23 protein-coding genes are annotated in these 24,735 nt (G+C 68.2%); 19 read left to right on the top strand and 4 right to left on the bottom strand.

All coding sequences use genetic code 11. The features are described from left to right. Window positions 1-33 precede the first annotated feature (33 nt). The 4 genes from BLV57_RS18780 to BLV57_RS18765 are packed head-to-tail and all read left to right on the top strand — an operon-like array spanning window position 34 to window position 2,811. Window positions 34-576 (top strand): YbaB/EbfC family nucleoid-associated protein, encoded by a 543-nt coding sequence (locus BLV57_RS18780; protein WP_091290272.1) that lies wholly within the window; start codon window positions 34-36, stop codon window positions 574-576. Then, window positions 576-935, top strand: a complete 360-nt coding sequence (locus tag BLV57_RS18775) for an ESX-1 secretion-associated protein (RefSeq protein ID WP_176968676.1) — start codon at window positions 576-578, stop codon at window positions 933-935. The genes BLV57_RS18780 and BLV57_RS18775 overlap by 1 nt, the downstream gene beginning before the upstream one ends. Further along, the gene (locus tag BLV57_RS43310; RefSeq protein WP_176968675.1) at window positions 932-2,146 is read left to right on the top strand and encodes a hypothetical protein; all 1,215 of its coding nucleotides are present in this window, start codon (window positions 932-934) and stop codon (window positions 2,144-2,146) included. Before BLV57_RS18775 ends, BLV57_RS43310 begins: the two co-directional genes overlap by 4 nt. Then, window positions 2,146-2,811: a hypothetical protein gene (locus BLV57_RS18765; RefSeq protein WP_091290270.1), complete on the top strand. Its 666-nt coding sequence runs from the start codon at window positions 2,146-2,148 to the stop codon at window positions 2,809-2,811. Before BLV57_RS43310 ends, BLV57_RS18765 begins: the two co-directional genes overlap by 1 nt. 38 nt (window positions 2,812-2,849) lie before the next feature. On the opposite strand, the gene BLV57_RS18760 is transcribed toward BLV57_RS18765, so the two are convergent. Next, entirely contained in the window at window positions 2,850-4,013 is a 1,164-nt protein-coding gene (locus BLV57_RS18760; RefSeq protein WP_091290269.1) for a S8 family peptidase, read from the bottom strand. 479 nt (window positions 4,014-4,492) lie between these two features. Then, complete coding sequence (locus BLV57_RS18755) at window positions 4,493-5,545, bottom strand: helix-turn-helix transcriptional regulator (protein ID WP_143047095.1); 1,053 nt, start codon at window positions 5,543-5,545, stop codon at window positions 4,493-4,495. A 490-nt stretch (window positions 5,546-6,035) separates the two neighbouring features. Between BLV57_RS18755 and BLV57_RS18750 the strand changes: the two genes are divergently transcribed. Genes BLV57_RS18750 through BLV57_RS18705 form a run of 10 tightly spaced genes read left to right on the top strand, consistent with a single transcriptional unit; the run spans window position 6,036 to window position 16,250 of the window. After that, window positions 6,036-7,142: an N-acetylneuraminate synthase family protein gene (locus BLV57_RS18750; RefSeq protein ID WP_091290266.1), complete on the top strand. Its 1,107-nt coding sequence runs from the start codon at window positions 6,036-6,038 to the stop codon at window positions 7,140-7,142. Next, on the top strand, window positions 7,132-7,923 hold the full coding sequence (locus BLV57_RS18745; protein ID WP_091290264.1) for an SDR family oxidoreductase: 792 nt from the start codon (window positions 7,132-7,134) through the stop codon (window positions 7,921-7,923). The genes BLV57_RS18750 and BLV57_RS18745 overlap by 11 nt, the downstream gene beginning before the upstream one ends. Window positions 7,924-7,943: 20 nt before the next feature. After that, window positions 7,944-9,875, top strand: a complete 1,932-nt coding sequence (locus BLV57_RS18740) for a transketolase C-terminal domain-containing protein (RefSeq protein ID WP_091290490.1) — start codon at window positions 7,944-7,946, stop codon at window positions 9,873-9,875. Between the two features lie 28 nt (window positions 9,876-9,903). Then, window positions 9,904-10,578, top strand: coding sequence for an RraA family protein (locus BLV57_RS18735; protein WP_245757379.1), 675 nt, complete (start codon window positions 9,904-9,906; stop codon window positions 10,576-10,578). Then, window positions 10,578-11,471 (top strand): dTDP-4-dehydrorhamnose reductase, encoded by an 894-nt coding sequence (gene rfbD / locus BLV57_RS18730; protein ID WP_091290263.1) that lies wholly within the window; start codon window positions 10,578-10,580, stop codon window positions 11,469-11,471. The genes BLV57_RS18735 and rfbD overlap by 1 nt, the downstream gene beginning before the upstream one ends. Beyond that, window positions 11,468-12,811: a D-arabinono-1,4-lactone oxidase gene (locus BLV57_RS18725; protein WP_091290261.1), complete on the top strand. Its 1,344-nt coding sequence runs from the start codon at window positions 11,468-11,470 to the stop codon at window positions 12,809-12,811. Before rfbD ends, BLV57_RS18725 begins: the two co-directional genes overlap by 4 nt. A 1-nt stretch (window position 12,812) precedes the next feature. Beyond that, window positions 12,813-13,463, top strand: coding sequence for an HAD family hydrolase (locus tag BLV57_RS18720; RefSeq protein ID WP_091290260.1), 651 nt, complete (start codon window positions 12,813-12,815; stop codon window positions 13,461-13,463). After that, entirely contained in the window at window positions 13,460-14,422 is a 963-nt protein-coding gene (gene ilvE, locus BLV57_RS18715; RefSeq protein ID WP_091290258.1) for a branched-chain-amino-acid transaminase, read from the top strand. The genes BLV57_RS18720 and ilvE overlap by 4 nt, the downstream gene beginning before the upstream one ends. Beyond that, window positions 14,422-15,414 carry a quinone oxidoreductase family protein gene (locus BLV57_RS18710; RefSeq protein WP_091290257.1) on the top strand — a complete coding sequence of 331 codons (993 nt, stop codon included), beginning with the start codon at window positions 14,422-14,424 and terminating at the stop codon, window positions 15,412-15,414. Before ilvE ends, BLV57_RS18710 begins: the two co-directional genes overlap by 1 nt. Further along, the gene (locus BLV57_RS18705; protein ID WP_091290255.1) at window positions 15,411-16,250 is read left to right on the top strand and encodes an aldo/keto reductase; all 840 of its coding nucleotides are present in this window, start codon (window positions 15,411-15,413) and stop codon (window positions 16,248-16,250) included. The genes BLV57_RS18710 and BLV57_RS18705 overlap by 4 nt, the downstream gene beginning before the upstream one ends. Window position 16,251: 1 nt before the next feature. On the opposite strand, the gene BLV57_RS18700 is transcribed toward BLV57_RS18705, so the two are convergent. After that, window positions 16,252-17,166 (bottom strand): LysR family transcriptional regulator, encoded by a 915-nt coding sequence (locus tag BLV57_RS18700; RefSeq protein ID WP_091290254.1) that lies wholly within the window; start codon window positions 17,164-17,166, stop codon window positions 16,252-16,254. Between the two features lie 58 nt (window positions 17,167-17,224). Here BLV57_RS18700 and BLV57_RS18695 point away from each other — a divergent pair, with 58 nt between their 5' ends. Genes BLV57_RS18695 through BLV57_RS18680 form a run of 4 tightly spaced genes read left to right on the top strand, consistent with a single transcriptional unit; the run spans window position 17,225 to window position 22,189 of the window. Then, complete coding sequence (locus tag BLV57_RS18695) at window positions 17,225-18,799, top strand: FAD/NAD(P)-binding protein (RefSeq protein WP_091290252.1); 1,575 nt, start codon at window positions 17,225-17,227, stop codon at window positions 18,797-18,799. Between the two features lie 15 nt (window positions 18,800-18,814). Then, window positions 18,815-20,062 carry an ATP-grasp domain-containing protein gene (locus BLV57_RS18690; protein ID WP_091290250.1) on the top strand — a complete coding sequence of 416 codons (1,248 nt, stop codon included), beginning with the start codon at window positions 18,815-18,817 and terminating at the stop codon, window positions 20,060-20,062. Further along, a complete protein-coding gene (locus BLV57_RS18685) occupies window positions 20,047-21,303 on the top strand; it encodes an MFS transporter (RefSeq protein ID WP_091290249.1) in 1,257 nt (418 codons plus the stop codon). Before BLV57_RS18690 ends, BLV57_RS18685 begins: the two co-directional genes overlap by 16 nt. Window positions 21,304-21,337: 34 nt before the next feature. Next, window positions 21,338-22,189 (top strand): aldo/keto reductase, encoded by an 852-nt coding sequence (locus BLV57_RS18680; protein ID WP_091290247.1) that lies wholly within the window; start codon window positions 21,338-21,340, stop codon window positions 22,187-22,189. Here BLV57_RS18680 and BLV57_RS43955 read toward each other — a convergent pair. After that, window positions 22,156-22,536 (bottom strand): hypothetical protein, encoded by a 381-nt coding sequence (locus BLV57_RS43955; RefSeq protein ID WP_245757378.1) that lies wholly within the window; start codon window positions 22,534-22,536, stop codon window positions 22,156-22,158. The two genes, BLV57_RS18680 and BLV57_RS43955, sit on opposite strands and share 34 nt — an antisense overlap. 304 nt (window positions 22,537-22,840) lie before the next feature. Between BLV57_RS43955 and BLV57_RS18670 the strand changes: the two genes are divergently transcribed. Then, on the top strand, window positions 22,841-24,724 hold the full coding sequence (locus tag BLV57_RS18670; RefSeq protein ID WP_245757377.1) for a DUF2075 domain-containing protein: 1,884 nt from the start codon (window positions 22,841-22,843) through the stop codon (window positions 24,722-24,724). The last annotated feature ends 11 nt before the right edge of the window (window positions 24,725-24,735 follow it).

Genomic DNA, 24,735 nt, shown 5'->3' with positions numbered 1-24,735 from the left:
CCGCGTAGTCCGAAAGCAGTAACGGGAGGCAGCGTGTCGGCCGAGTTCGATCAGCTCGTGGCGCAGTTCGAGCAGTTCCAGTCCAAGCTCAAGCACGTCGAGGAGCCGTTCGCCGATCTCGGCGGCATGCAGCAGGAGCTCACCGAGCTCGAGAGCACCGCGACGTCTCCCGATCGAGCGGTGACCGTGGTGGCAGGCGTCGGCGGTTCCATCAAGGAGATCCGCTTCGCCGACAACCCAGGCCTGGGCTCCGTGGTGATGGAGACGTTGCAGCGCGCCGTCGCGGAGGCCGCGCGCAAGCAGGCGGTGATCGTCGACGAGCACACCAACGGCGCGCTGGACCTGGTCGACCAGGTTCTCGAAGTTCAGGCCGAGGCTTTGGGAACCACAGTGGACGAACTGAAGTCGAACATGCGAGACGAAGCACCGCCGGCGCCCGAGCGGCCCGACGATTTCTCCGAGCAGACAGTGCTGCGGCGTGCCGACGACACCCCGCAGCCGCCACCGTATTCCGGCGGCAGTGGCTCGGCGGGTGATTCGTTCCTGAAGAACCTGTTCGACGAGGAGGATCACTGATGCCGGATGGCCACGCAGTCGTCATCGACGAACTGCGCAAGTACTCGGGCAAACTGAACGGGGACATGGCGATTCCCCGCGAGATCGCCGGCCTGGTCGGGCAGTCCGACGTCGGTGCCAAGTCCTGGGGCGTCGTCGGCATCTTCGTCAAAGGCAAGTACACCGAGATGCTCACCGAGCTCAACGACCTGCTGGGCGAGATGTCCGCGGGCCTCGAAGCGGCTTCGGAGAAGATGAACGGCGCCGCGAACGCCTACCAACGGCACGAAGACGACAGTGTCGCCGCGCTCAACGACATCCTGCGCCTGCTCGAGGCGCCCGCGAAGAGCCGCACGCCGAAGATCGGGCCCGCGAAATGACCGAGACCACCGGTGAGAAGACCGGAATCAGCATCAAGACGACCGATTCCGGGTTCATCAACACGGACAAGATCGCGACCTCGCTGCCGGGCCCGCTGGGTTCGGGCGCCTCGGTGTTCAAAGACGTCACCGACGCGACCAAGGACGGCAAGGTCGAAGGCAGCGAGATCCAGACGATCGCGTCGTCGGGCGCGGGTTTCGTCAGCTCGTGCATGGACGTCAAGGACATCGCGACCGACCCGATCGGCTGGCTGGTCGGACAGGGCCTGAACTTCCTGATCGCGGTCGTCCAGCCGCTGCAGGACGCGATCCATTTCGTCAGCGGTGACGGCCCCGCGCTCTCGGAGGCCGCCGAGAACTTCGGCAACATCGGCACCGGGCTCGCCGAGTACAGCAAGAAGTTCGCCGAAGACGCGATCTCGTCGCTCGCGGACTGGAAGGGCCCCGCGGCCGAAGCCGCGGGCAAGAAGCTCGCCGAGTTCTCCTCCGGGATCGACGGCATCGCCGGGCAGGCCGGTGACATCGCGAAGCTGCTGCAGATCTCCAGCATGATCATGACGGTCATCGAGGAGTTCATCAAAGCGCTGCTCACCGAGTTCATCACCTGGCTGATCATGATCTGGATCCCCGCGCTCGCGGCGGCCGTGCCCACCTTCGGCGGCTCGACCGCGGCGGCGGGCACCGCCACCACCGCCAAGGGCGCGCAGACCGGCGCGAAGGCGACCAAGCAGGTCAGCAAGCTTCAGCAGCTGCTGAACAAGATCCAGGAACTGCTGCAGAATCTGAAGAAGTTCTTCACCGACTGGAAGACGAACTTCAAGAAGATCATGGACACCAAGAAGCTGCAGGCCGGGATGGCCAAGCTGGAAGTCAACGCCGCCAAGGAAGCGGGTAAGCGCGCTTCGCTCGGAGAGAAGCTGTACAACGCCGAAGACGGCATGATCGGCAAGCGCGTGACGGCCGGCGCGGGCAAGTCTTTTGGCACCACCGCGAAGAAGGCGGCCGCGGACGCCGCCGGGCTCGGCGACTTCATCGACGGCAAGACCGGCGGGATCAAGCCGCCGTCGGGCGGCAAGGAATGGACCAAGACGGGGATCAGCGTCGGCCGCAAGGTCAGCGAGTACGAGAGCGGCGGCGAGAAGGCGGGCGACTACGGTGACATCGGGGACGACCAGTCCCGCGAGGAGAACTCGGAGAACCTGGACTTCTGATGTATTGGGACGCGAGCGGCATAGCCGGCCTGATCTTCGTCGTGGTGATGGCCGTCGTGCTGTTCAAGCTGTTCCGGAAGAACGTGAGAAGCCGGAGCTTTCAGAGTTCGGGCGCGGCGGACCTGTCACGCGCCAACGGCTGGGACCTCTTCCAGGAGTACCCGCCGGAGCATTTCGCGCTGGAGAAGTCCCGTTTCCCCAGCGACGGCCGCGAAATCCGCGAATACGCGGCAACGCCGTACCGCAACAGCGGTGAGTACGTCGGCACCGGCCTCGAAGGCACGTACCACGGTTTCCCGTTCGCGGCGTACGAGTACGTCTCACCCCGCGACCGCGGTTCCCGTGATGCCAACGGGAATCCGGTGGGCGACACGATCCGTACGGCCGTCGTCGTCCACGTCACCCAGCCGCTCCCGGACGCCACGATCGAATACAGCACGCTGCACTATCCGACCAAGGCGAAGGCCATCGATTCCGAGGCCGAGCTCACCCCGGAGTTCCAGGCCTGGTTCGCCGAAAACCACCGCCGCTTCAACCCATTCCGCGCGGCGGGCGGCATGCTCTCGATCGAGACCAACGATTTCCTGGACTCCCACCAGCTTCTCAGCACGCTGGACTTCCTCACCGACGTCGCGACCACGCTCCCGTTACACGTGGTGCGCTGAACGGCCCCGGGCACTCGAGCCCGGGGCCGTCCGGTCGCTTACTGAGCCGGGTCCAGGTAGAGCAGGCGGTTCGCCGTGCCGGAGGGCAGGCCGGTCACCTTGCCGGTAGTGGCGGCGGCGATCAGCGCCGACTGCACCTGCGCGGGCGTCGCGGTCTTGTGGTTCTGCAGGTAGCGGGCGACGATGCCGACCACATGCGGGGTCGCCATCGACGTCCCGCTGATGGTGTTCGTGGCGGTGTCACCGGTGCCCCACGACGACGTGATGCCGGTTCCCGGGGCGAAGATGTCCACGACAGGCCCATAGTTCGAGAAGCTGGACCGCGCGTCCGTGTTGGTGGTCGCCCCCACGGTGATCGCCTCGGTCACCCGCGCGGGCGAGGTGTTGCCGGCGTTCGTGTTGGAATTCCCGGCGGCCAGCCCATAGGTGATCCCGGCCGCGATCGACCGCCGCACGGCCGCGTCCAGCGTGGTCGAAGCCCCGCCACCCAGGCTCATGTTCGCGGCGGCCGGCTTGACGGCGTTCTTGGTCACCCAGTCGATCCCCGCCACGACCCCGGCCGTCGTCCCGCTGCCCGAGTTGTTCAGCACCCGCACGCCGTACACGGTCGCGGCCTTCGCGATGCCGTACTGCGACCCGGCGATCGTCCCCGCCACGTGCGTCCCGTGGCCATTGCCGTCCTGCGCGACGGCGTCGTTGTCCACGAAGTCGTACCCGTTCTTGGCCCGCCCGCCGAACGTGGTGTGCGTGACCCGCAGCCCGGTGTCGATGACGTAGACGTTCACCCCGGCCCCGGTCGAGGTGTAGTTGTAGCTCTTGCTCAGCGGAAGGTTCCGCTGGTCGACCCGGTCCAGCCCCCACGACGGCGGATTCGGCTGCGTCGTGTCAGCGTGGAACACCTGGTTCTGCTCGACGTACTCGACGGCCGGATCCGCGGCCAGCCGCTTGGCTTGCCTTTCGGAAAGTGTCCCCGCGAACCCCTTGAGCGCGCTCTGGTAGGTCCGCTCGACTTTCGCGCCGAACTTGGTCGCGATCTTGTTCGCGTCGGTGTCGTCCTTGACCTTGACGATGTAGCTGCCGGCGATCGCCTCAGGCGACCCGGCGGCCAGGATCTGCCCCTCGGCGGCCTGAGCCGGAGTCGTCGTGAGCCCGGTCGCCAGCGCGACCACGCTCGCGGCAGTCACCCAACGTACTTTGCGCATGCGTCTCGTCCTGTCGTTCGCAGGGATCGGCCGGCAACCACACGGGGAGGATCGGTCACGCGACCGCGCGGAGCCTTAGCCCCACGTCGATCGAGGTTATTGAGCATTTGGTATGTCCGAAATACGCCATTTGGCCCAGCGAACGACGATCGTCTGCCCCCATCCGAGCCGGGGGTCGGATGGGGGCCCGGCCGGTGGTCCTCGCCGTAGCGCCGGCCGGGATCCACGAGCTTGCTCTCGCATGGCGAATCGGCGAACGATGTCCGCTCCCGTTTGAGCCGGGCGCCGTTCTCCCTTTGCGCGTGCTTTCATGTGGGCGCGTTCGGAATGGTCCGCTGCGGGCGATCATGCTTTGCTATTGGGCGCCGTGTCGTCACCTGAGCGGATCTTGATCAAGCAGGTTCGGTGATCGGCGAAATGGTTCGCTTTGATTTCGGAACGCGCGTCCGAATTTGTCAAGGGATTGAGCGGGCTTTCAATCAGGATTGAAACGCGTGCCGATCCGCGGCCGATCTGGTATTGGTGTCATTGCCACGTTCCTCGGCCGAGACCAGGCCGAGGTGCAGTGCCTGCACACCGGCTTGAAACCGGCTGCTCGCATCGAGTTCGTCCACGATGGTCTTGATGTATCTGCGGCAGGTTCGCGTCGCGATGCCGAGACGCCTGGCGATGGTCTCGTCTTTGTGGCCTTGTGCGAGCAACGCGAGAATCGCCGAGTGGATCTCGTCCGGTTTGGTCTCCGCGTCACTGCTCGTGACGTCGAACGGCTTGGCCGATTCCCACAGATTCTCAAAGGAGCGGCACATGAATCCGACCACCGTCGGGTCGCTGACGATGGCCGCTCCCGGTGCCTCCGCGCCGACCCGTGACATCGGGACGAAAGCCACGTCGCCGTCGATGACGATGAGACGCTCGAAGGTGTCGATGGTGGTCCGGACCATGGCGCCCGCGGCCGTCACCTGGCGGACATAGCCCCTGGTCGCCAGGTTCGCGCGCGCGGAATGCTGATAGATGGTGCGCATGCCGACGCCGCGGTTCAAGGTGGCGAGGCTGCTGGCTATGACGCGGCGCAGCGTCTGATGGCTGCGGCCGCCGCCCGGCTGCATCATCAGCACCTCGTGCCTGCAGCCTTCCAGCATGGCGGTCAGTTCCCGCCGCACGTCGGCCGGATTCTCGTAGGTGGTCACGGCGGCGGCCTCGTGCTGGATGCGATGGCGGTCGCGATAGAACGGCCGGAGTTCGTGCATCTGCCGATGGATGCGGGCGATCGCCTTCTGCTGCTTCAGGATTTCCTTGGTGATGGGCGCGGACAGCTCCGCTTCGGCCACCTCCGGGTCCGCGGGGACGGACGGCTCGCCGTCGCGGCCGGGGGTCAGCAGATGCAGGCTCAGCAGGATCTCTTCGGCCTGCCGGATCCGCGCGAGATCGCTATTCAGTTCACGGGCAATGTGTTCCGGGTCGAACACACCATGTCGTAGTGCGCACGTGTATGTGTCGATAATCTCAATGCTGAGCCGCGCTTCCGCGTCCACGCTCAAGCCTCCCCAGTTTCCGCCGGTTTGACGGAGTCCACTTGTTGCCAGGCCAGGATAGGTCACCCGGAAGCGGTTTACCAACGAGTGGACGCGGGGCAGGGTTGGTTTCGAGGCCGGTGCCGGGGGGTGCCGGCGGATCGAGAAAGCCTGGGGGCTTTGTGAAAAACGTTGCTGTTCATGCCACGGCCAGTGTCCTGCTTATTCCGGGCCTGGCGTTCTCGCTCGTCCAAATGGGTGACAGTTCACTCGCTGATCTTGACTATTCGACGACTCGTCCGGTTCTCGCGACCATGAGCCCGGGTGCGGATGACCCGGGCTGGGACCGGTTCTCCTTCTGATCAACGGAGCGTATCTCCTACTTTCGTAGCACCTTGCCGATTCAAATCGGATCTGCGTTCGCCTGCCCATACCAGAGTTTCGCCGGAACGGGCGCCGGTTTTCCGCAGTGTCGCTTTTCTGTCGAATCAAGCTAAGGGAATGAATATTCATGCGCGAGTTGCATATCGGGGACACTCGTGTCGCCGATGACACCGAAGCCTATGTAATTGCCGAAATCGGCCACAATCACGGTGGCAGCCTGGACAAGGCGGAAGAACTCTTCCGGCAGGCCGCCGCCTCCGGCGCCAGCGCCGCCAAGCTGCAGAAGCGCGACAACCAGGCGCTGTTCACCAAGGCCATGTACAACGAGCCGTACACCGGGCGCAACAGCTACGGCCCCACCTACGGCGCGCACCGCGAGGCGCTCGAGTTCGGCAGGCGTGAATACGTGCACCTCGCCGGGGTGGCGGCCGAACTGGGTATCGACTTCATCTCCACCGCGTTCGACCTGCCCAGCGTCGACTTCCTCGCCGAACTCGACCTGCCCGCGATCAAGATCGCCTCGGCCGACCTGACCAACACGCCGCTGCTGGCCTACGCGGCGAAGTCCGGCAAGCCGCTGATCGTCAGCACCGGCGGGGCCGACATGTCCGATGTCCGGCGTGCCATGGACACGATCCTGCCGATCACCACCGAGGTCACCCTGCTGCAGTGCACCGCGGTCTACCCGGCGACGCCGCAGGACCTGAACCTCGCGGTGATCGACACCTACCGGGCGGAGTTCCCCGACGTGGTCATCGGGTTCTCCGGGCACGACCTCGGCCCGGAGGCGAGCTGGATCGCCTACGCCCGCGGTGCCCGCGTGATCGAGAAGCACTACACCCTCGACCGGGGCCTGCCCGGCTCCGACCACAAGTTCTCACTGGACACGCCGCAGCTGGCGCGGCTGGTGGAGGGTCTCGCCGAGACACGCGCGGCGCTGGGCTCGCCGGTCAAGGCCTGCAGTGAGACCGAGGCGCCCGCGATCCGCAAGATGGGCAAGAAGCTGGTCGCGGCGCGCGATCTGCCTGCCGGGCACGAGCTCACCGAAGCGGACATCACGTTCAAGTCGCCCGGTGACGGGCTCAAGCCGTACCAGCTCGACGTGGTCGTCGGGCGCGTGCTGCAGGACGCGATCGACACGGACGGCGACATCACGCTGGCCGTCCTGGTGCCGGAGGACCCCGAGTCGGAGCTGGACACGCTACTCGCGGGAGCGGACTCCGGTGGACGTTGATCTCACCGGTGAGGTGGCCGTGGTCACCGGCGCGGGCGGGAGGCTCGGCACCATCTGGGTGTCGGCGCTGCTCGACGCCGGGGCCCACGTCCTCGGCATCGACCTGACCGACGAGCCGCCCGCGGAGCTCAAGCAGCGGGCAGGGCAGCGCTACCTCGGCGTGAGCGCCGACGTGACCGACAAGGAGTCGATCCGGGCGGCACTGAGCGTCTGCCTCCGCGATCTGGGCGCGCCGACGATCGTGGTCAACAACGCGGGCATCGACTCGCCGCCGTCGACCGATGGCGGGACCTGGCGGTTCGAGGACGTGCCCGGTGACCTGTCGGCGGCGGTGCTGGACGTCAACGCGCTCGGCGTGCTGAACGTGTGCCAGGTGTTCGGGTCCAGGATGGCCGAGCAGGGCAGGGGATCGGTGATCAACATCGGCTCCCTCTACGGCAGCGTCGCGCCGAATCCGCGGATGTACGAGCACCTCGAGCTCGATCCGCCGTTCCTCAAGCCGCCCGCCTACGGGATGTCCAAAGCGGCTGTCGCGGCGCTGAGCCGGTACCTGGCCGTGCTCTGGGGCCGCTCCGGAGTGCGGGTGAACACGCTGTCGCCCGGTGGGGTGCTCGGCGGCCAGGACGCCGTCTTCCGCAAGAAGTTCACCGACAAGGTCCCGCTGTGCCGGATGGCGCTGCCGGAGGACCTGGTCGGACCGCTGTTGTTCCTCGCGTCCGGCATGAGCGGCTATGTCACCGGGCAGGAACTGGTCGTCGACGGCGGCTACGTATGCCAGTGACCACGAAACCGGGAGATCAGATGACCGACGGACTGTCGCGGGTGCCGACCGCCGAGTTCGAGCGGGTGCTCGCCGGGGTGCCCGACCGGTACGACCGGGCCCGCGCGTTCGCCACGCTGGCGCGGATCAACACGCTCTACATGGTGATGCGGGCCGGGTCCGGGCATCTCGGGTCCAGTTTCAGCGCGATGGACGTGGTGGCCGCGCTGCTGCTCGAGGAGCTGGACGAGCCGTTCGCCGAGAACGGCGATGTGTACTTCTCCTCCAAGGGGCACGACGCGCCGGGGCTGTACGCGGCGCTGATCGGGCTCGGCGCGCTGGACGAGGACCTGGTGCACCGGTTGCGCCGGATCGGCGGGCTGCCGGGGCATCCGGACGTGCACACGCCGCACATGCCGTTCAACACCGGCTCGCTGGGGATGGGCATCTCCAAGGCGAAGGGCCTGATCCTCGCCGATCGGCTGCGCGGGGTGACCCGCCGGGTGTTCGTGCTGACCGGCGACGGCGAGCTGCAGGAGGGCCAGAACTACGAGGCACTGGCCGGCGCCGTGCACCGCGGCATGGGCGAGCTGACCGTCGTCGTCGACCACAACAAGATCCAGTCCGACACCTGGGTCCGCGACGTCAACGACCTCGGTGACCTGCCCGCGCGGTTCGCCGGGTTCGGCTGGGCGGTCCTGCGGTGCGACGGTCACGACCCGCAGGCCATCGACGCGGTGCTGCGCAAGCGTTTCGACGCGCACGCCGGGCAGCCCGCGGTGATCATCGCCGACACGATCAAGGGCGGCGGGTGCGCGACCTTCGCGGCCACCTCGATGGGGCCGGACGAGTGGCGCTACCTGTTCCACAGCGGCGCACCCTCCACAGAGGACTATCGGACGGCGCATCGTGAGCTGGTCGACGCGGCCACCGCGATACTCCGCGCGAACGGGCTCGGCGACCTGGTCCTGGCAGGCGAGGCTCCTGCGGCGCCGCGCCCGGCGGGTGGTGAACGCCTGGTCCCGGCCTATGGTGAGGCGCTGGTGGCGCGCGCGGCGCGGCACCAGGAGATTCTCGCCTTGGACGCGGACCTGGTGCTCGACACCGGCCTGATCCCGTTCTCCCAGACCTATCCCGAGCGGTTCGTGGAGTTCGGTATCGCCGAGCAGGACATGGTTTCGGCGGCTGGAGGCCTTGCCTCGCAAGGGTTCCTTCCGTTCGTGCACTCCTTCTCCTGCTTCCTGCTCGCCCGCGCGAACGAGCAGATCTACAACAACGCCACCGAGGACCGCAAGATCGTCTACGTCGGGACGCTGGCCGGTCTGCTGCCCGCCGCGCCAGGGCATTCGCACCAGGCCGTGCGTGATGTCGGTTCGGTGGCGGCGGTCCCGGGGCTGGCCGTGCTGACGCCGTGCAATATCGCCGAGGTCGGCCACGCCGTCGACTTCTGTGTGTCCACATCGGACAGTGTCTACCTGAGGCTGGCGAGCACCGCGGTCCCGGCGGCCGTCGCGGCGCTGCCCACCGGGCCCCTGGTGGCGGGCAGGGGCCGGGTCGTGCGCGAAGGCGGATCGACGATCGCGATCGGCGCCGGGCCGGTGGTGCTGGCCGAACTGCTGAGCGCGGCCGAGGAGCTGAAGGCGGATGGCATCGAGCTGACTGTGGTCAACCTGCCGTGGCTCAACCGAGTCGACCCGGACTGGCTCGCCGAGCTCACGGACGGTGCGGAATCGCTGTTCGTGGTGGAGGACCACTACCTGCGCGGCGGTCAGGCGGACACGGTCGCGCGGACGCTGCTGGAGCTCGGCGGCACGCCGCCTCGGTTCCGCGGGATCGGCGTCGATCACGTGCCGCAGTGCGGCACCGAAGCCGAAGCCCTTGCCGCACACGGGCTTTCGGCCCGGCAGCTGGCCGATGCCATCCGCGGCGAGCGGCCTGCCGTCCGGCTGGACATCACCGTTTCACCCCGTTGAACCGACCCGACAAGACTGGAGAACACCGGTGAAGACCCTGTACAACGACGTGACCCGGCCGCCGAAGGAACTGGTCGAGCAGTTCGTCGCGGTGCTCGACGAGTACAGCCCGAGCTGCCTGGTCACCGACGCGCGCAAGCGGGTCGGCGGGATCGGCGGGCTGCTCCCGGTCAAGCCCCACCACAAGATCGCGGGCCCCGCGGTCACCGTGGCGCTCTCGATCGACGACCTGGTCGACTGCATGCCGATGCTGACCAAGGTCCAGCCCGGCGACGTCATGGTCATCGCCTGCCACGAGACCCGCCGCACCGCCATGTGGGGCGGGCTGATGTCGACCCTCTCGCTGAAGGCCGAGCTCGCGGGCGCCATCGTCGACGGCGCCATCCGCGACGTCGACGAGATCCGCGACCTCGACTTCCCGATCTGGTACCGCAGCACGGTCCCGCGGCCTTCGCCCAGCCAGGTCCACGACCGCACCGAGCCGGTGCAGTTCAACGTCCCGGTCGTGGTGGACGGCCAGATCATCAACCCCGGCGACATCGTGGTGGCCGACGAGAACGGCATCGCGGTGGTGCCCAGCCTCGAGGCGCAGGACGTGCTGGACGGCACGCGCATGCAGATCGGCAAGGAGAAGCTGGTCCGCGACAAGATCAACTCCGGCGCCACGCTGGCCGAGCTGCTCGCCGAATTCGGTCACCTGTGATGCGGATCTTCCTCACCGGCGCCGACGGGATGCTCGGCACCGCGCTCACCTCCGCACTGGCCGCCGCGCCCGCCACGGCGGGGTGGCCGGTGCGCGGGGTGAGCAAGGCGGACTTCGACATCGCCGACGCCGAGGCGGTGCGCCGCGAGATCACGGCGTTCGAGCCCGACCTGGTCGTGCATTCCGCCGCGCACGCGATCGTCGACGACTGCGAACTGGACCCCGGCATGGCGGTGCGGGTCAACATCACCGGCACCGCCAACGTGGCGCGGGCGTGCAAGCTCGTCGGCGCCCGGCTGGTCTACATCTCCAGCGACTACGTCTTCGACGGCAGCGAGGTGCCCGCGGGCGGCTACCGCGAAGCCGAGGTGCCGTCGCCGCTGAGCGTGTACGGGCTGACGAAGCTCGCGGGCGAGCGGATCACCGGGGAAGTGCCGGGCGGCCTCAGCGTGCGGACGTCGTGGCTGTTCGGTGGCGCCGACCCGAAACTCGACCACGTGCTCGCCACGGTCGAGCGGATCCGCCGAGGCGAACCGGTTTCGCTGATCGCCGACCAGGTCAGCTGCCCCACCTACACCGCGGACCTGGCAGCCGCGCTGGTGTTCGTGCTGCGGCGGGCCGAGCCGGTCACCGGCACGCTCAACATCGTCAACACCGGGATCGCGAGCTGGCACGAGGTCGGCATGCGGCTGATGTCGTTGCTCGAGCCCTCGGCCGCGAGCCTGCGCCCGGTGCGGATGGACGGCAGCGGATTCGTCGGCGCGCGGCCGGCCAATTCGGCGCTGGACAACAGCTTGCTGGCCGAGCTCGGATTCACGATGCCCCACTGGAGCGACGCGGTCGGCCGGTTCGTGGCGACCCTGCCCGCTCCCGCGGTGGAAGCGGCCCGATGAGCGCGGTATGGCGTAACTGGTCGGCGACCGCCCGATGCGAACCGGCGCGCCTCGTCCGGCCGTCGGACGAGGAACAGATCGTGCGGGCGGTCGCGCTGGCGGCGCGGCAGGATCTCCCGGTCAGGGTGGCGGGCACCGGGCATTCGTTCAACCGGCTGGTCACCACCAACGGCCTGCTGCTCGATCTCACCCGGTACGCCGGGGTGCTCGGCATCGACCGCGAACGGCACACGGTCACCGTCCGGGCGGGCACCCGGCTCGGAGGGTTGTGCCGGGCGCTCGACGCGGCAGGCCTGGCCTTGCCGAACGTGGGCACCCTCGGCGAGCAGACCGTCGCAGGCGCGGTGTCCACCGGCAACCACGGCAGCGGGATCGCGCATCCGCCGCTGTCGGGCGACGTGCTCGCGCTCCGGCTGGTCACCGCGGACGGGCAGGTCAGGGAGCTGGACCGGGACACTGCCCCGGAGCTGTTCCGCTGCGCGCGCACCGGGCTCGGCGCGCTCGGCGTCATCACGGCGGTGACCTTCCGCTGCGTCCCGGCGTTCAACCTGCGGGTGCGGGAGAGTGCCGAGCCACTGGACGCGGTGCTCGAGCGGTTCGTCGACTGGGCCGCCGGCGCGGACCACGCCAGCCTGTCCTGGCTGCCGTGGACGGACCGGGCGGGCATCAGGGAGCAGTGGCGCACCGACGCGCCGGTGTCGCCGGGCGCCTCGGCCCGCGGCTACCGCACCACGCTCGACGAGGTCCGCTGCGGGCTGCTGGGGCTGGCCGGTCAGGTGGCGCCGGGAATCGTTCCCTGGGCGAACCGGCCGTCGGACGGGGGCGGTGAGCCGGTCGAGTACGTCGGCCGCAGCCACCAGGTGTTCACCTTCCCCCAGCCGGTGCGGTTCCTGGCATTGGAGCACGCGCTGTCGCTGGAGCAGGTACCCGCGGCCATCCGGCACCTGCGCGGCGCGCTGCGCGGCGGAGGGCGTTACTCGCCGTACTCGGTGCTGGTGCGGGTCGGCGGCGGTGACGACGCGCCGCTCTCGCCCGCGTACGGCAGGGCGACCGGATACATCAACCTGACGGTGCCGCGGACCGCGGCCTATCTCGAGCTGCTGCGCATCGTCGAGCACGTCCTGCGTGAGCACGGCGCGCGCCCGCACTGGGGCAAGGCGCACACGGCCACCGCCGAGGTGCTCGCGCCGCGGTACCCGGAATGGTCGACGTTCCAGCGGATTCGCGCGCAGGTCGATCCTGACGGGCGGTTCACCAACGACTACCTCGACCGGGTCATCGGCCCGGTCGGCCGACCCGATCGCGGGCGCGTGGGCGCGGCGACGAGTGAAGGGCACTGAGATGGCGACGCGAGCGATCCTGCTCGACTTCGACGGCCTGGTCTGCGACACCGAGCGCGCGGCCTTCCTTTCCTGGCAGGAGGTCTACGACTCGTTCGGGCTCGAGTTCGAACCGGCGGTCTGGGCGTCGATGACCGGCCACGCCACCGGTGAGCGGTACGCGGCCGCGTACCTGGCCGGCAAGCTCGGGCGGCCTGTCGCCGACGAGGTGATCGCCAGGCGGCGGGACCGGAAGCAGGCGCTCGCCGACCTCGAGCCACTGCGCCCCGGTGTGCGGACATTGCTCGATTCCGCCGCCGAACGGGGAATCGCCGCGGCCGTGGTGTCCAGTTCGGACAGTGCGTGGGTGCTGGGGCATCTGGCGAGGCTCGGCGTCCGCGACCACCTGGCCGCCGTGATCACCGGCGATCAGGTGCCCAAGCGCAAGCCCGATCCAGACGGGTACCTGCTGGCGTTGCGCACCCTCGGCGTGGTGGTGTCCGACGCGCTCGCTTTCGAGGACTCGTCGACCGGACTGCGCGCGGCACTCGCCGCGGGCCTGCGCTGCGTGGCGGTGCCGAGCTCGGTCGCCGTGGACCCGGACTTCACCGGCGCGGACCGGGTACTCGACTCGCTGGCCTGCTTCGAGCTGGACCCGGTGATGGCCCGATGACGGCGCTGGAGCCGATGAACGCACTGGCCGCGCCCGCCACCGACCATCCACAATGGATCTGGCGGAACGGCGAGCTGACCGGCTGGCGGGACGCGACGATCCACGTCAACGCGGTAGGCCACGCGTCCGTCGCCGCGGTGTTCGAAGGAGCCAAGGCCTATCGCGCCGCCGACGGTGAGCGGCTGCTGGTCTTCCGGCTCGACGAGCACCTGCGCAGGCTGTACCAGTCGGCGAGGATCTGCCGCCTGAACCTGCCGTTCGACGTGGACCGGCTGCGCACGGCGGTGCTCGAATTGCTGCGGGCCAACGAATACACCGAAGACGCGTACCTGCGGCCCTGGGCGTTCCCGCGTGGCCTCATCCGCGAGCAGATGGTGCCCGCCGGCGCGGACTGCGAGGTGGTGATCGACAGCTGGCGGTTCCGTAGCGGGCTGTCCGGGACCCGAGGTGTCACCGCGGCGGTGAGTTCGTGGCTGCGGATCAGCGACGCCTCGACGCCGCCGAGGGTCAAGGCGTTCTCCAACTACCACAACGGAAGGCTCGCGCTGATGGAGGCGAGGGAGAACGGGCACGACTGGCCGATCATGCTCAACGCCCGCCATCAGGTCAGCGAAGGACCCGGCGCCTGTGTCGCGCTGGTGCGCGACGGCCAGGTCATCACCCCGTCGATCAGCAGCGGCGTGCTGGAGAGCATCACCAGGGACACCGCGCTGACCCTGCTGGGCGAGCTGGGCGTCCCGGTGGCCGAGCGCGAGGTCGACCGCAGTGAGCTGTACCTGGCCGACGAGTTGTTCTTCATGGGCACAGCGTGGGAGATCCTGCCGGTGACGAAGGTGGACGGGCTGATCGTCGGCGACGGCTCACCCGGACCGGTGGCCACCGCGCTGGCCGCTCGCTACCAGGAGGTCGTGCGGGGAACCGGCGGGCACCCGGACTGGCTCACCGAGGTCGCGTTCTGATGCGCGCCGTCGTGGTCGGGCGGACGGGCGGCCCCGAAGTGCTCGAGGCGCGTGAGATGCCGGATCCCCGCCCGGAGCCTGGCGAGGTCGTCGTCGAGGTCGAGGCGGCCGGGGTCAACTTCGTCGACGTGTACTTCCGGTCGGGCCGCTACCCGGTGCCGTTGCCTTATGTGCCGGGGCAGGAGGGCGCGGGCATGGTGCGCGAGCTCGGCGACGGTGTCGACGGCATCGGGATCGGCGACCGGGTCGCGTGGGCGAACCTCCCCGGCGCCTACGCCGAACGTGTCGCGGTGCCCGCTCATCGGCTGGTCCGGCTCCCCGCCGGGGTCGGCGCCGAGACCGCGGCGGCGGTGCTGCTGCAGGGCATGACCGCGCACTATCTGCTGCACGACACCTACCGCGTGCGGCCGGGTGACACCGTCGTCGTGCACGCCGCGGCGGGCGGGGTCGGGTTGCTGCTGACCCAGTGGGCCCGGTTGCTCGGCGGCCATGTCATCGGCACGGTTTCCACACCGGACAAGGAAAAGCTCGCGCGGGCGGCCGGCGCCGACGAGGTTGTCGTCGGGTACGACGGCCTGGCGGCGGCGGTGGCCGGGCTGACCTCGGGCGACGGGGTGGCCGCCGTGTACGACGGCGTCGGCGCGCCGACCTTCGAGGCGAGCCTCGCCGCGCTGCGCCCGAGAGGCGTGTTCGCGCTGTTCGGCCAGTCCGGCGGGCCGGTGCCGCCGGTGGACCCGCAGCGGCTCAACCACGCGGGATCGGTTTTCCTGACCCGGCCCAACCTCGAGCATCACATCGCGGGCGGCGAACTCGCCACGCGCGCGAACGCCGTGTTCGACCTGATCGGCGCGGGCAGGCTGCGGGCGCACATCGGCGCGGCCTATCCGCTGGCGGAAGCCGCGAACGCGCACCGGGACCTCGAACGGCGCCGGTCGGCGGGGAAGCTCGTACTGACCATCGGCGAACCAGCAAGCTTGGAGACAACCGGATGAACAGCCCGGCCACGATCACCATCGGCGGCGAACTCACCGTGCGGCGGCTCGGTTTCGGCGCGATGCACATGACCGGACCCGATGAATGGGGACCGCCCGCCGACGTGCCCTCGGCACTCGCGGTGGCGCGCCGGGCGGTGGAGCTCGGGGTCGACTTCATCGACACCGCCGATTCCTACGGGCCCGCGGTCGGCGAGGAGCTGCTCGCCGAGGCGCTGCACCCGTACCCGGCAGGCCTGGTGATCGGCACCAAGGCGGGGCAGGCCAGGCCGTCGCGGTCGGTGTACACCCCGCTCGGCCGCCCGGAGTACCTGCGCCAGCAGGCGGAACTGAGCCTGCGCCGCCTGCGGCTGGAGCGCATCGACCTGTTCTGGCTGCACCGCATCGATCCGCGGGTGCCCGCGGCCGACCAGTTCGGCGCGCTGCGGCAGCTGCAGGACGAGGGCAAGATCGGCCACATCGGCCTGTCCCAGGTCTCGGTGGCCGAGCTCGAGGAGGCCAGGGCGACCATCGACGTGGTGGGCGTGCAGAACCTCTACAACCTGACCCAGCGTGACGACGAGGACGTCCTCGACTACTGCGAGCGCGAGGGCCTGGTGTTCGTGCCGTGGCTCCCGATCGCCTCCGGCGCGCACGCCGAGCCGGGTGGCGCGCTCGGCGAGGTGGCCGCGGAGATCGGCGCCACCCCGGTGCAGGTCTCGCTGGCCTGGCTGCTGCACCGCTCACCGGTCGTCGCGCCCATCCCGGGCACCCGCTCTGTCGCGCATCTCGAGGAGAACGTCGCGGCCGCGGACATCAAGCTCACCGACGAGCAGTTCGCGCGGCTGAGTGCGTGAGTCAAGCGGTCGCGCGCAGTTCGTCGCGCGCGACCGCCTGCATGGCTTCGATGACCGCACGGACCGCGGGCCGTTTGGCCGACTCGGCCCGCGACACCGCGTAGACATGCCTGCTCAGCACCGGCTGGACCGGCACGATCCGCACCCCGTCCGGCAGGTGGTCCCTGCCGAGCCTCGGGATGATCGCCGCGCCGAAACCGGCGGCGACGAGCCCGAATTGAGTGGGGTATTCGCCCGCGGTGTGCGCGATGTCGGGTTCGGCGCCCAGCAGGCGCAGGGTGCTGACGAGCCATTCGTGACAACCCGATCCGGGCGGCCAGGTGACCCAGGTTTCATGCGAAAGCTCTTCGAGATTGACGAATTCCCGGTCCGCGAATCGATGATTTTCCGGAAGGGCCACATCAGTGAGATCGTCGAGCAGCGGCGACCGGTGCAAACCGTCGGGAATGGCCAGCGGTGCGTTGTACCAGTCCTGTACCACCGCGAGGTCGAGATCGCCGCGGGCGACCAGCGGGATCGACTCGTGCGGCTCCTGCTCGCGCAGGGTCACGGTGAGCGCGGGGTGATCGGGCCGGAGCCGGGAGAGCGTCGGCACCAGCAGGCCGCGCGCGGCGGTCGGGAACGCCGCGATCGTCACGCGCCCGGCGACCGCGCCCCGATGCGCCTCGACCCGTGCTTCGGCCTCTTCGACCAGCGAGAAGATCCGGTTCGCGTAGTCGACCAGCAGATGCGCCGCGTCGGTGAGCTTGACCCCGCGGCCGTGGCGTTCGAGCAGCGGCTGGCCCACGGTCCGCTCCAGCTTGCCCAGGCGCTGCGACAGCGCCGAGGTGGTCACGTGGAGCGCGTCCGCCGCGGCCCGCACGGACCCGCTGGCCGCCACCGCGTGCAAAGCGCGCAACTGGAGAAGATCGATCACGTAGACATTCTAAACAGACGGGTCGAGTAATAGTTGCTTGAGCTGAACGGCCTGCTCTGTGAGACTTGAATCGGGAGCAGGCGGGAAATGGTTCGTTCGCGGTAAATTGTTTTTCAACTTGGGGGCGTTGGTGACTGATTTCGCATTGATCGGCGCCGGTGCTGGGGGCACTTTTCTGTTCAGCCGTATTATCGACGAGCTGGAGAGAAATGGTGCCGACGTGACGGGAAAGCGCATCACCGTCATCAATCCCGACGCGACCTTCGGTACTGGGACGGCGTACGGGCCCGGCAACGGCGAAGCGCTGCTCAACCGCTCGACCGGGCGGATGGACCTGGCCGGGGACGGCCGGTTCGCCCGCTGGGTGGCGAGGCCCGGCGCGGTACGGCAGGCGCTGGCGGAGAAGGAATTCCTGCCGCGCCGCACCTTCGGCGAGTACCTCGCGGCGATGCTGCGCGAGTCGATCCGGCGGGCCAGGCGGATCGGCGTCGTGGTCGACGTGGTCCGCGACGAGGCGATCGGTGTCCAGGCTGGCCCGTCCGGCGGGTACCGGGTGGACACCGCCGGGTCGGGGCCGGTTTCGGCCGGAGCGGTCGTGCTCGCCATGGGCGCGCCGGGCAGCCATGATCAGTACGCGCTGACGGGCGCGCCGGGGTATGTGCCGCAGGCGCCGCCGTTCGGCGCGGAGTTCGAGGCGATTCCGGACGGCGCGCGAGTCGGCGTGCTCGGCAGCCGCCTCAGTGGCATCGACACCGCGTTGCACCTGCTCTCCCGCGGGCACACCGGGCCGATTTCGCTGCTGTCACGCGGCGGGATGCTGCCGTCGGTGCGAGGCGACAACCCGGCATGGGAACTGCAGGCGTTCACCCCGCACGCCATGCGCCGAGTGCGGGCGCGGGAGGGCGCGGACTTCGGCCTGCGCAGCGTTTTGCGCGAACTGTCAGGAGAGCTGCGGCTCGCCGGCGCCCGGTTCTCGGACATCGGGCTGACATCGGGACTTACGGCGGCGCAGTCGCACCGGCGGCTCGAAGAAGACCTCGCCCGCTCGCACGAGCCGGTCGCGTGGCAATCGGTGCTGGCCTCGACCAACGAGGTGATTTCCGTGTGCTGGCAAGCATTGCCGGCCACGCATCGGCACTGGTTCCTGCGGAACCTGCACAGCGGGTGGATGGCCCGCCGGGTGCCGATCCCGGTGGTCAGTGCCCGCGCGCTCGACGCCGCGATCAAGTCCGGCGCGATCGGCCTGGTCGCCGGCGTGCACGACATCCGCGCGGCCCGTCAGGGTTTCGAGGTGGCCGCCGAGTCGGGTGGTGAGCGGTTCGACTGGATCGTCAACTGCACCGGTGCGGCCAGGACCGTCCACAAGGGAGCGTCGAGGCTGACCGATCAGCTGCTCGGCGACGGCATCGCCGCCCGTGACCTGTTCGGCGGACTGCGACTCGAACCACGGACCGGCCGGGTGCTGGCCGCGGACGGGGAAGTCCAGGACGGGCTGTACGCGCTCGGCGCACTCACCTGCGGAGCCCACTACGTGACGAGCGCGATCGACGTCGTCGGACGGCAGGCCGAACTGATCGCGGAGCAGATCGTGGCCGCGTTGACCGAACCGCAACTCGCCCAAGCCGTCAGCTGACACTGGAGGAAATCGATGACGCGTCTCATTCTCTCGCCACTGAAGGTCATCCTTCGCAACACACCGGAGGAATGGCTCGAAGCGACCGGCGGGGACACGATCCTGCTCACCGGGTTCGACCAGGACCACTCGCCGGAGTGGCTGGACGAGAACTACGGCAAGAGCTTCCAGAAGATCATCGCGTTCCGTTCGTACGCGGCCAACGACCTGGTGCTGAAGACGGCCGACGAGCTGTTCGCCGAGCACACCATCGAGGCTGTCGTGCCGATGGCCGAGATCGATGTGCTGCGCGCGGCCCTGCTGCGTGAGCGTCACAACCTGCCCGGTTTGCTGCCGCAGGACGCGGTTTACCTGCGCGACAAGATCCTGATGAAGGAGAAGGCATCGGCGGCCGGCGTCCCGGTCGCCAAGTGGAAGCGGGTCACGAACGCGCTCGAGGTCGTCGATTTCGCCGCCGAGGCCGGCTATCCGATCGTCCTGAAGCCGATCGACGGCCGCGGGTCCGCGCACACCTTCGTGATCGACTCGCCCGCCGAGCTCGACGAGCACCTGGAGAACGGCGTGCTGTCGGCGACCGACCGGTTGCCCGACCTGATCGTCGAGGAGTTCATCCACGGCAAGCAGTACCGGATCGACGGTTTCTACGCGCGCGGCAAGTGCCAGTTCATCAGCGCGGGCCGGTTCATCGGCACCCACCTGGAATTCCTGGCAGGCGGTCACCTGATCAACGCGCTGCTGGACGCCAAGAGCGAACTGGCCAAGGAGCTGGTGGCGTTCACCAGGAACATCCTCGAGAACGTGCTGCCGCTCGGCGAGGACGGCATGTTCCACGTCGAGGTGTTCCGGCGGCCCAACGGTGAGCTCGTACTCGGCGAGGCCGCCGCCCGGCTGGCCGGCGCGTCGGTGTTCGAGGAGAACCTGGCGAGCTTCGGGGTGAACTTCAAGATGGCCGCCGTCCGTTCCTACTGCGGGTTCGAGCCGCCGTCCTGGCCGCCAGGCGAGCAGCTGCAGCAGCGCCTCGCCGGCCACGTGCTGATCTCGCCGAAACCGGGCGTCCTGGTCAAGGCGCCTGAGGCGCTGCCGTTCGACTGGGTGTACAGCTTCCGCTGCGGGCCCGTCGGAAAACGGTACGAGGCGATGGCCTACACCAATGCCGAGGTCGCGACGATCCTCGTCACCGGCAAGGACGACCGGGAGATCGAAGACCGCCTCATCGAGGCGATCGCCTGGTTCCACGACAACACCGAATGGGAGCAGGACTGACAGTGGACCACAACTCGGCTGGGCAAGGGCGGGGGCCGCTCGCCTATCGCGGGTACCGGGCGTTGTGGCTGATCGGGCTGGGCCGGAACTTCGGCACCTGGATGCACAACATGGCGGCCGCGGCGGCGCTCGCCACCTTGAGCCCGTCGCCACTGGTGAACTCGTTGCTCTACGCGACGACCATGGTGCCGATCTTCTTCTTCTCCTTCCCCGCCGGGTTGTTCGCCGATCGGTTCGGGCGCGGTTTCATCCTGTTCTGGTCCAGCGCGGTGAGCATCCTCGCCGCCGCCGGTTTCCTGGCGCTGGATCTGACCGGCGGCCTGACGGTCGGCTGGCTGCTCGGGCTCACCTTCGCGATCAACACCAGCTGGGCGGTCACCTACCCCGCGTGGAACGCCGAGGTCTCCGCGGCACTGCCGAGGGAACTGGTGAAGGACGGCGCGAGCCTGAACAGCCTTTCCTACAACCTCGCGCGCACCATGGGCCCGGCGATCGCGGGCTTCGTCTACAGCGGTTTCGGCGGGGCGCCGGTCTATCTGCTCAACGCGCTGTCCTTCGTCGGGCTGCTCGCTTATTTCTTCGGTCATCGCTCGACCGACCGGTCCGCGGGGGCCACCCTGACGGTTCCCGACGCGTTCCGGCAGACGATCGCGCTCGTCCGGGAATCGGTGCTGTTCCGCGCCGTGCTCATCCGTGGCTTCCTGTACTTCTTCGTCGGGCAGACGATCTGGAGCATGCTTCCGGTCTACGTCATGCGCGAGCGAGGGCTTTCGGAAAGCCAGATGGGCTTCGCCTCGGCCTCGGCGGGTGTCGGCGCGATCGCCATGGCGCTGCTGTACCCGAGGCTGCGCCGCCGGTACGAGGACAACTGGATCCTGCTCGGAGCGGGCGTGATCACCGCCGCGTGCACGGCGGTGCTGCCCGCACTGACGACGGTCCCGCAGATGGCGGTCCCGCTGGCCGTCTACGGCGCGGTGTACGCGGTCGCGGTGACGATCAACAACGGCCTGATCCAGGTGCACGTGCCGATCGACATGCGGGCACGCGCGGTCGGCCTGTACGTGGTGGTGCTCTACGGCGTCCAGTCCGCGGGCTCGGTGGTGGCGGGCTGGCTCGCGGGGCTGTGGGGCTATGGCTGGGCTTTCGGTGGCCTCGGGGCGGCATTGCTGTGCTGCAGCGTGCTCGGCGTCCTCCGCTGGCCGGTGACCGAACCGCAGGTGACCCATCAAGTCCGGTCGTGAACGGCAAAATCAAAGATCAACTGGGAGAATCGTGATGACGGATAGTGTCGAGACTTTCGCGCTCGGCGGAGACCTTCCGGTGCGCCGGATCGGGTTCGGCAACCGCTGGCTGGCAGGCCCGAACTCGTGGGGCCCGCCGGAAGACCCGGCAGGCGCGGCCGCGGTCGTCCACCGCGCGGTCGAACTGGGCGTGAACTTCTTCGACACCGCGGACTGCTACGGCCCCGCGGTGGCCGAAGGCGTGCTCGCCGACGCGCTGCACCCGTACCCGGAGGGCCTGGTCGTCGCGACCAAGGTGGGCATGACCCACCCCAGCCCCACCGAGTGGATTCCGCTGGGGCGCCCGGAATACCTCCGCCAGCAGGTCGAGCTGAGCCTGCGCAGGCTGCGCCTGGAGACCGTCGATCTCCTTTACCTGCACCGGATCGACCCGGCGGTGCCATTGGCCGACCAGCTCGGCGCACTCGCCGAGCTGCGCGAGGCGGGCAAGATCCGTCACATCGGCTTGTCCGAGGTGACCGTCGAGCAGATCAAGGAGTCGCGCGACATCACCCCGATCGCCAGCGTCCAGAACCGGTACCACCTCACTGACCGCAAGTCCGAGGCGGTGCTCGACTTCTGCGAGCAGGAAGGCATCGCCTTCGTCCCGTTCCTGCCGATCGGCAAGGGCGCGCACACCGCGGGCGACGGCGTACTCGCGACCATCGCCGGTGAGCTCGGCGCGACCCAGGCACAGGTCGCGCTGGCCTGGCTGCTGCTGCGTTCGCCGGTGATGCTGCCGATCCCCGGCACCAAGTCGCTCGCGCACCTCGCGGAGAACGTCGCCGCGCAGGCGATCGATCTCACGGACGATCACCTGCGCCTGCTCGGCGCCTTGTCCCAGTAGGAACCTGCAGTGCGGGGCGGGCGGTTCACATCGTCCGCCCCGCCTTTAGTGTTTCGGTACGTGAAACGGATCTTGCTCAGGGCAGGGGCGGGATCCGGGTGCTCAGCGACGAAGAGGTCAGCTGTGTCACGGTCGACAAGACCGTTGTCGGCAAGCCACTGCACCGCGCGACGATTCGCGCGTTCGTCGCTGAGACCTTCCGCGAAGTCCGCCATGTCCTGATACCAGACGTAAGGCGGCAAGGGGTTGATCGCCATCAGGTCCACGTCGTCGAGATCGACCGGATTCTTGCCGTCTACGCCGTTGCGCAGATCATCGGCGGATTGGTGATCGAGCAGTCCGCACAAGGCGTGATCAAGGGCAGATACGAAGTGTCCGCTGGATATCGGTGCGGTCTTTGATGAGCTGATCCGGCGCGGGCGGGTAGACCAGCTCCTAGCCGTCACGCTCCGGCTTGTGCCGGGACAGGCGCGAGCTGTTGACTTCGACGAGTCTTATAACTTGAGCAATTCCGATGTCCGGACGCCTCCTTCCAGCCGACCTCATCTCTGTGCCGTCTTCACCTTGGAGAAGTGACACGTTAGTCTGAAACGGGCCACTGTCAGGTGACAAACTTGGCGAGAACGTGGGCCGGACCCTGGGGAGGGGCTCTTGTCTGTTTGGAAGTCGGCGGTCGATCTGCGTTGGGCGATCCAAGAGGACTATCTGATCCGCGATCTCGCCGACCATGTTGGAATTCGCTATGACCCGACCGTTGAGCATGGAGAGATCGGTTCGTGGCGGAGAAGCCTTCCTGCCTTGCTGAACCTTCTCTGCGATGCTCGACTGGGCCACATCCAGGTCTTTCTCGAGTACCAGCTGCCGTACTGCCCGAGGCGTGTCGACGCGCTGCTCTGTGGAGTTCATCCAGATACCGGTCAACCGTCCTACGTGCTCATCGAGCTCAAGCAGTGGGAACGGGCTGCCAACTTGGGGAATGGCTTGGTGCGTACCGAGTACCGGCGGCATCAGCCGCTCCTCCACCCCGCGGAGCAAGTCCGGCGGTACTGCCGCCATCTGGTCGAGTTCATCCCCTATCTGGCCAGGAAACCCATGCTGGTCAAGGGGATGGCGTACTTGCACAATGCCTACCGCACCGAAGCGTGGGAGCTCGACGACTTCGAATTCGACGACTTCGGGCAGCTTTACACCGCGGACCAGATGGGCGACTTGGTGTCGGATTTGTGGTCGTTGCTCGACGCGGACCCAGATACGGCCGACGCTGCCAGGCTGGCAGCGTCGGAACTCGAATCCGCGGTGCACGCCCCGGCGAGGACCCTGCTGAAGACGGCCGCCGATTCGATGGCGGGCCGGGACGATTTCGTCTTGCTGGATGAGCAGCAGGTGGCGTACGAGTTGGTTTTGACCGCGGTCAAAGAAGCCGATGAGACAAAGACCAAGAAGGTTATCCTGGTGATCGGCGGACCGGGATCCGGCAAGAGCGCCATAGCGGTAAGCCTGCTTTCCGCGCTGGCCAGACGGGGGCGCCGGGCTCTGCATGCGACTGGGTCCAAGGCGCTCACCGAGACGTTGCGGCAGGAGGTCGCAGGCGGCGATGAGCGAGCTGCGAAAGTGTTCACCTACTTCAATGAGTTCGGTGGCGCCCCTGAGAATGCCTTGGACGTGCTCATCTGCGATGAAGCGCATCGTGTTCGTGGCCATCCTGAGCCTCCGAACAGCCGGAGCAGGCGGATTCCCGGTCAGATCGATCAGCTCATCGACGCGGCGAAGGTGCCTGTGTTCCTGCTGGACGAGCATCAAGTCGTGCGCCCAGGGGAGATCGGAAGCAGGGACACGATCGCCAGGATCGCTCGAGCAAAGGGCTGCGACGTCCAGGAGGTCCACCTCGACGGGCAGTTCCGTTGTGGCGGCTCGTCCAACTACGACGAGTGGGTCTTGCGCTTGCTGGGGCTTGCTGACGACGGGCCGGTCGTATGGTCCGACCTGGTCAAGGGCACAGACGACGAATACGTCGTCGACGCGGTCGAGTCGCCGTACACGTTGGAGTCCTGGCTACGCCGTCAGGCTGAGAACTTTTCGGGCACCGCAAGGATGGCGGCCGGGTTTTGCTGGGAGTGGAGTGATGCCGTCAAGCGGAACGGCGAGTACACGCTCGCCGAGGATGTGCGGATCGGCGGATGGCGGCGCCCCTGGAACACCAAGCCCGGCGCGAAGGTAGCGGGAGTTCCGTCTGCTTCGCTCTGGGCATCCGACCCTGCGGGATTCGGTCAGGTCGGGTGCATTTACACAGCTCAGGGATTCGAGTACGACTGGTCCGGCGTGATCTTCGGCGGGGACCTCGTGGTTCGTGACGGCCAGTGGGTCGCTCGGCGTGAATTCTCGCGGGATCGCCCTGTGAAGCGGGCGAATGACGTGGTTTTCGATCGCCTGGTGCGAAATACTTACAAGGTGCTGCTGACGCGAGGCATGCAGGGCGTTTGCGTCTACTCCGTCGACGACGAGACGAACGAGTTCCTTCGTAAGTACGCCCGCTAGCGTGGCGATCT

Source organism: Amycolatopsis xylanica, from assembly GCF_900107045.1.
In the GTDB taxonomy this organism is placed as follows: Bacteria; Actinomycetota; Actinomycetes; order Mycobacteriales; family Pseudonocardiaceae; genus Amycolatopsis; species Amycolatopsis xylanica.
Note: the sequence above shows the minus strand (reverse complement) of the source record. Positions and strands in the feature narration are given on the sequence as shown.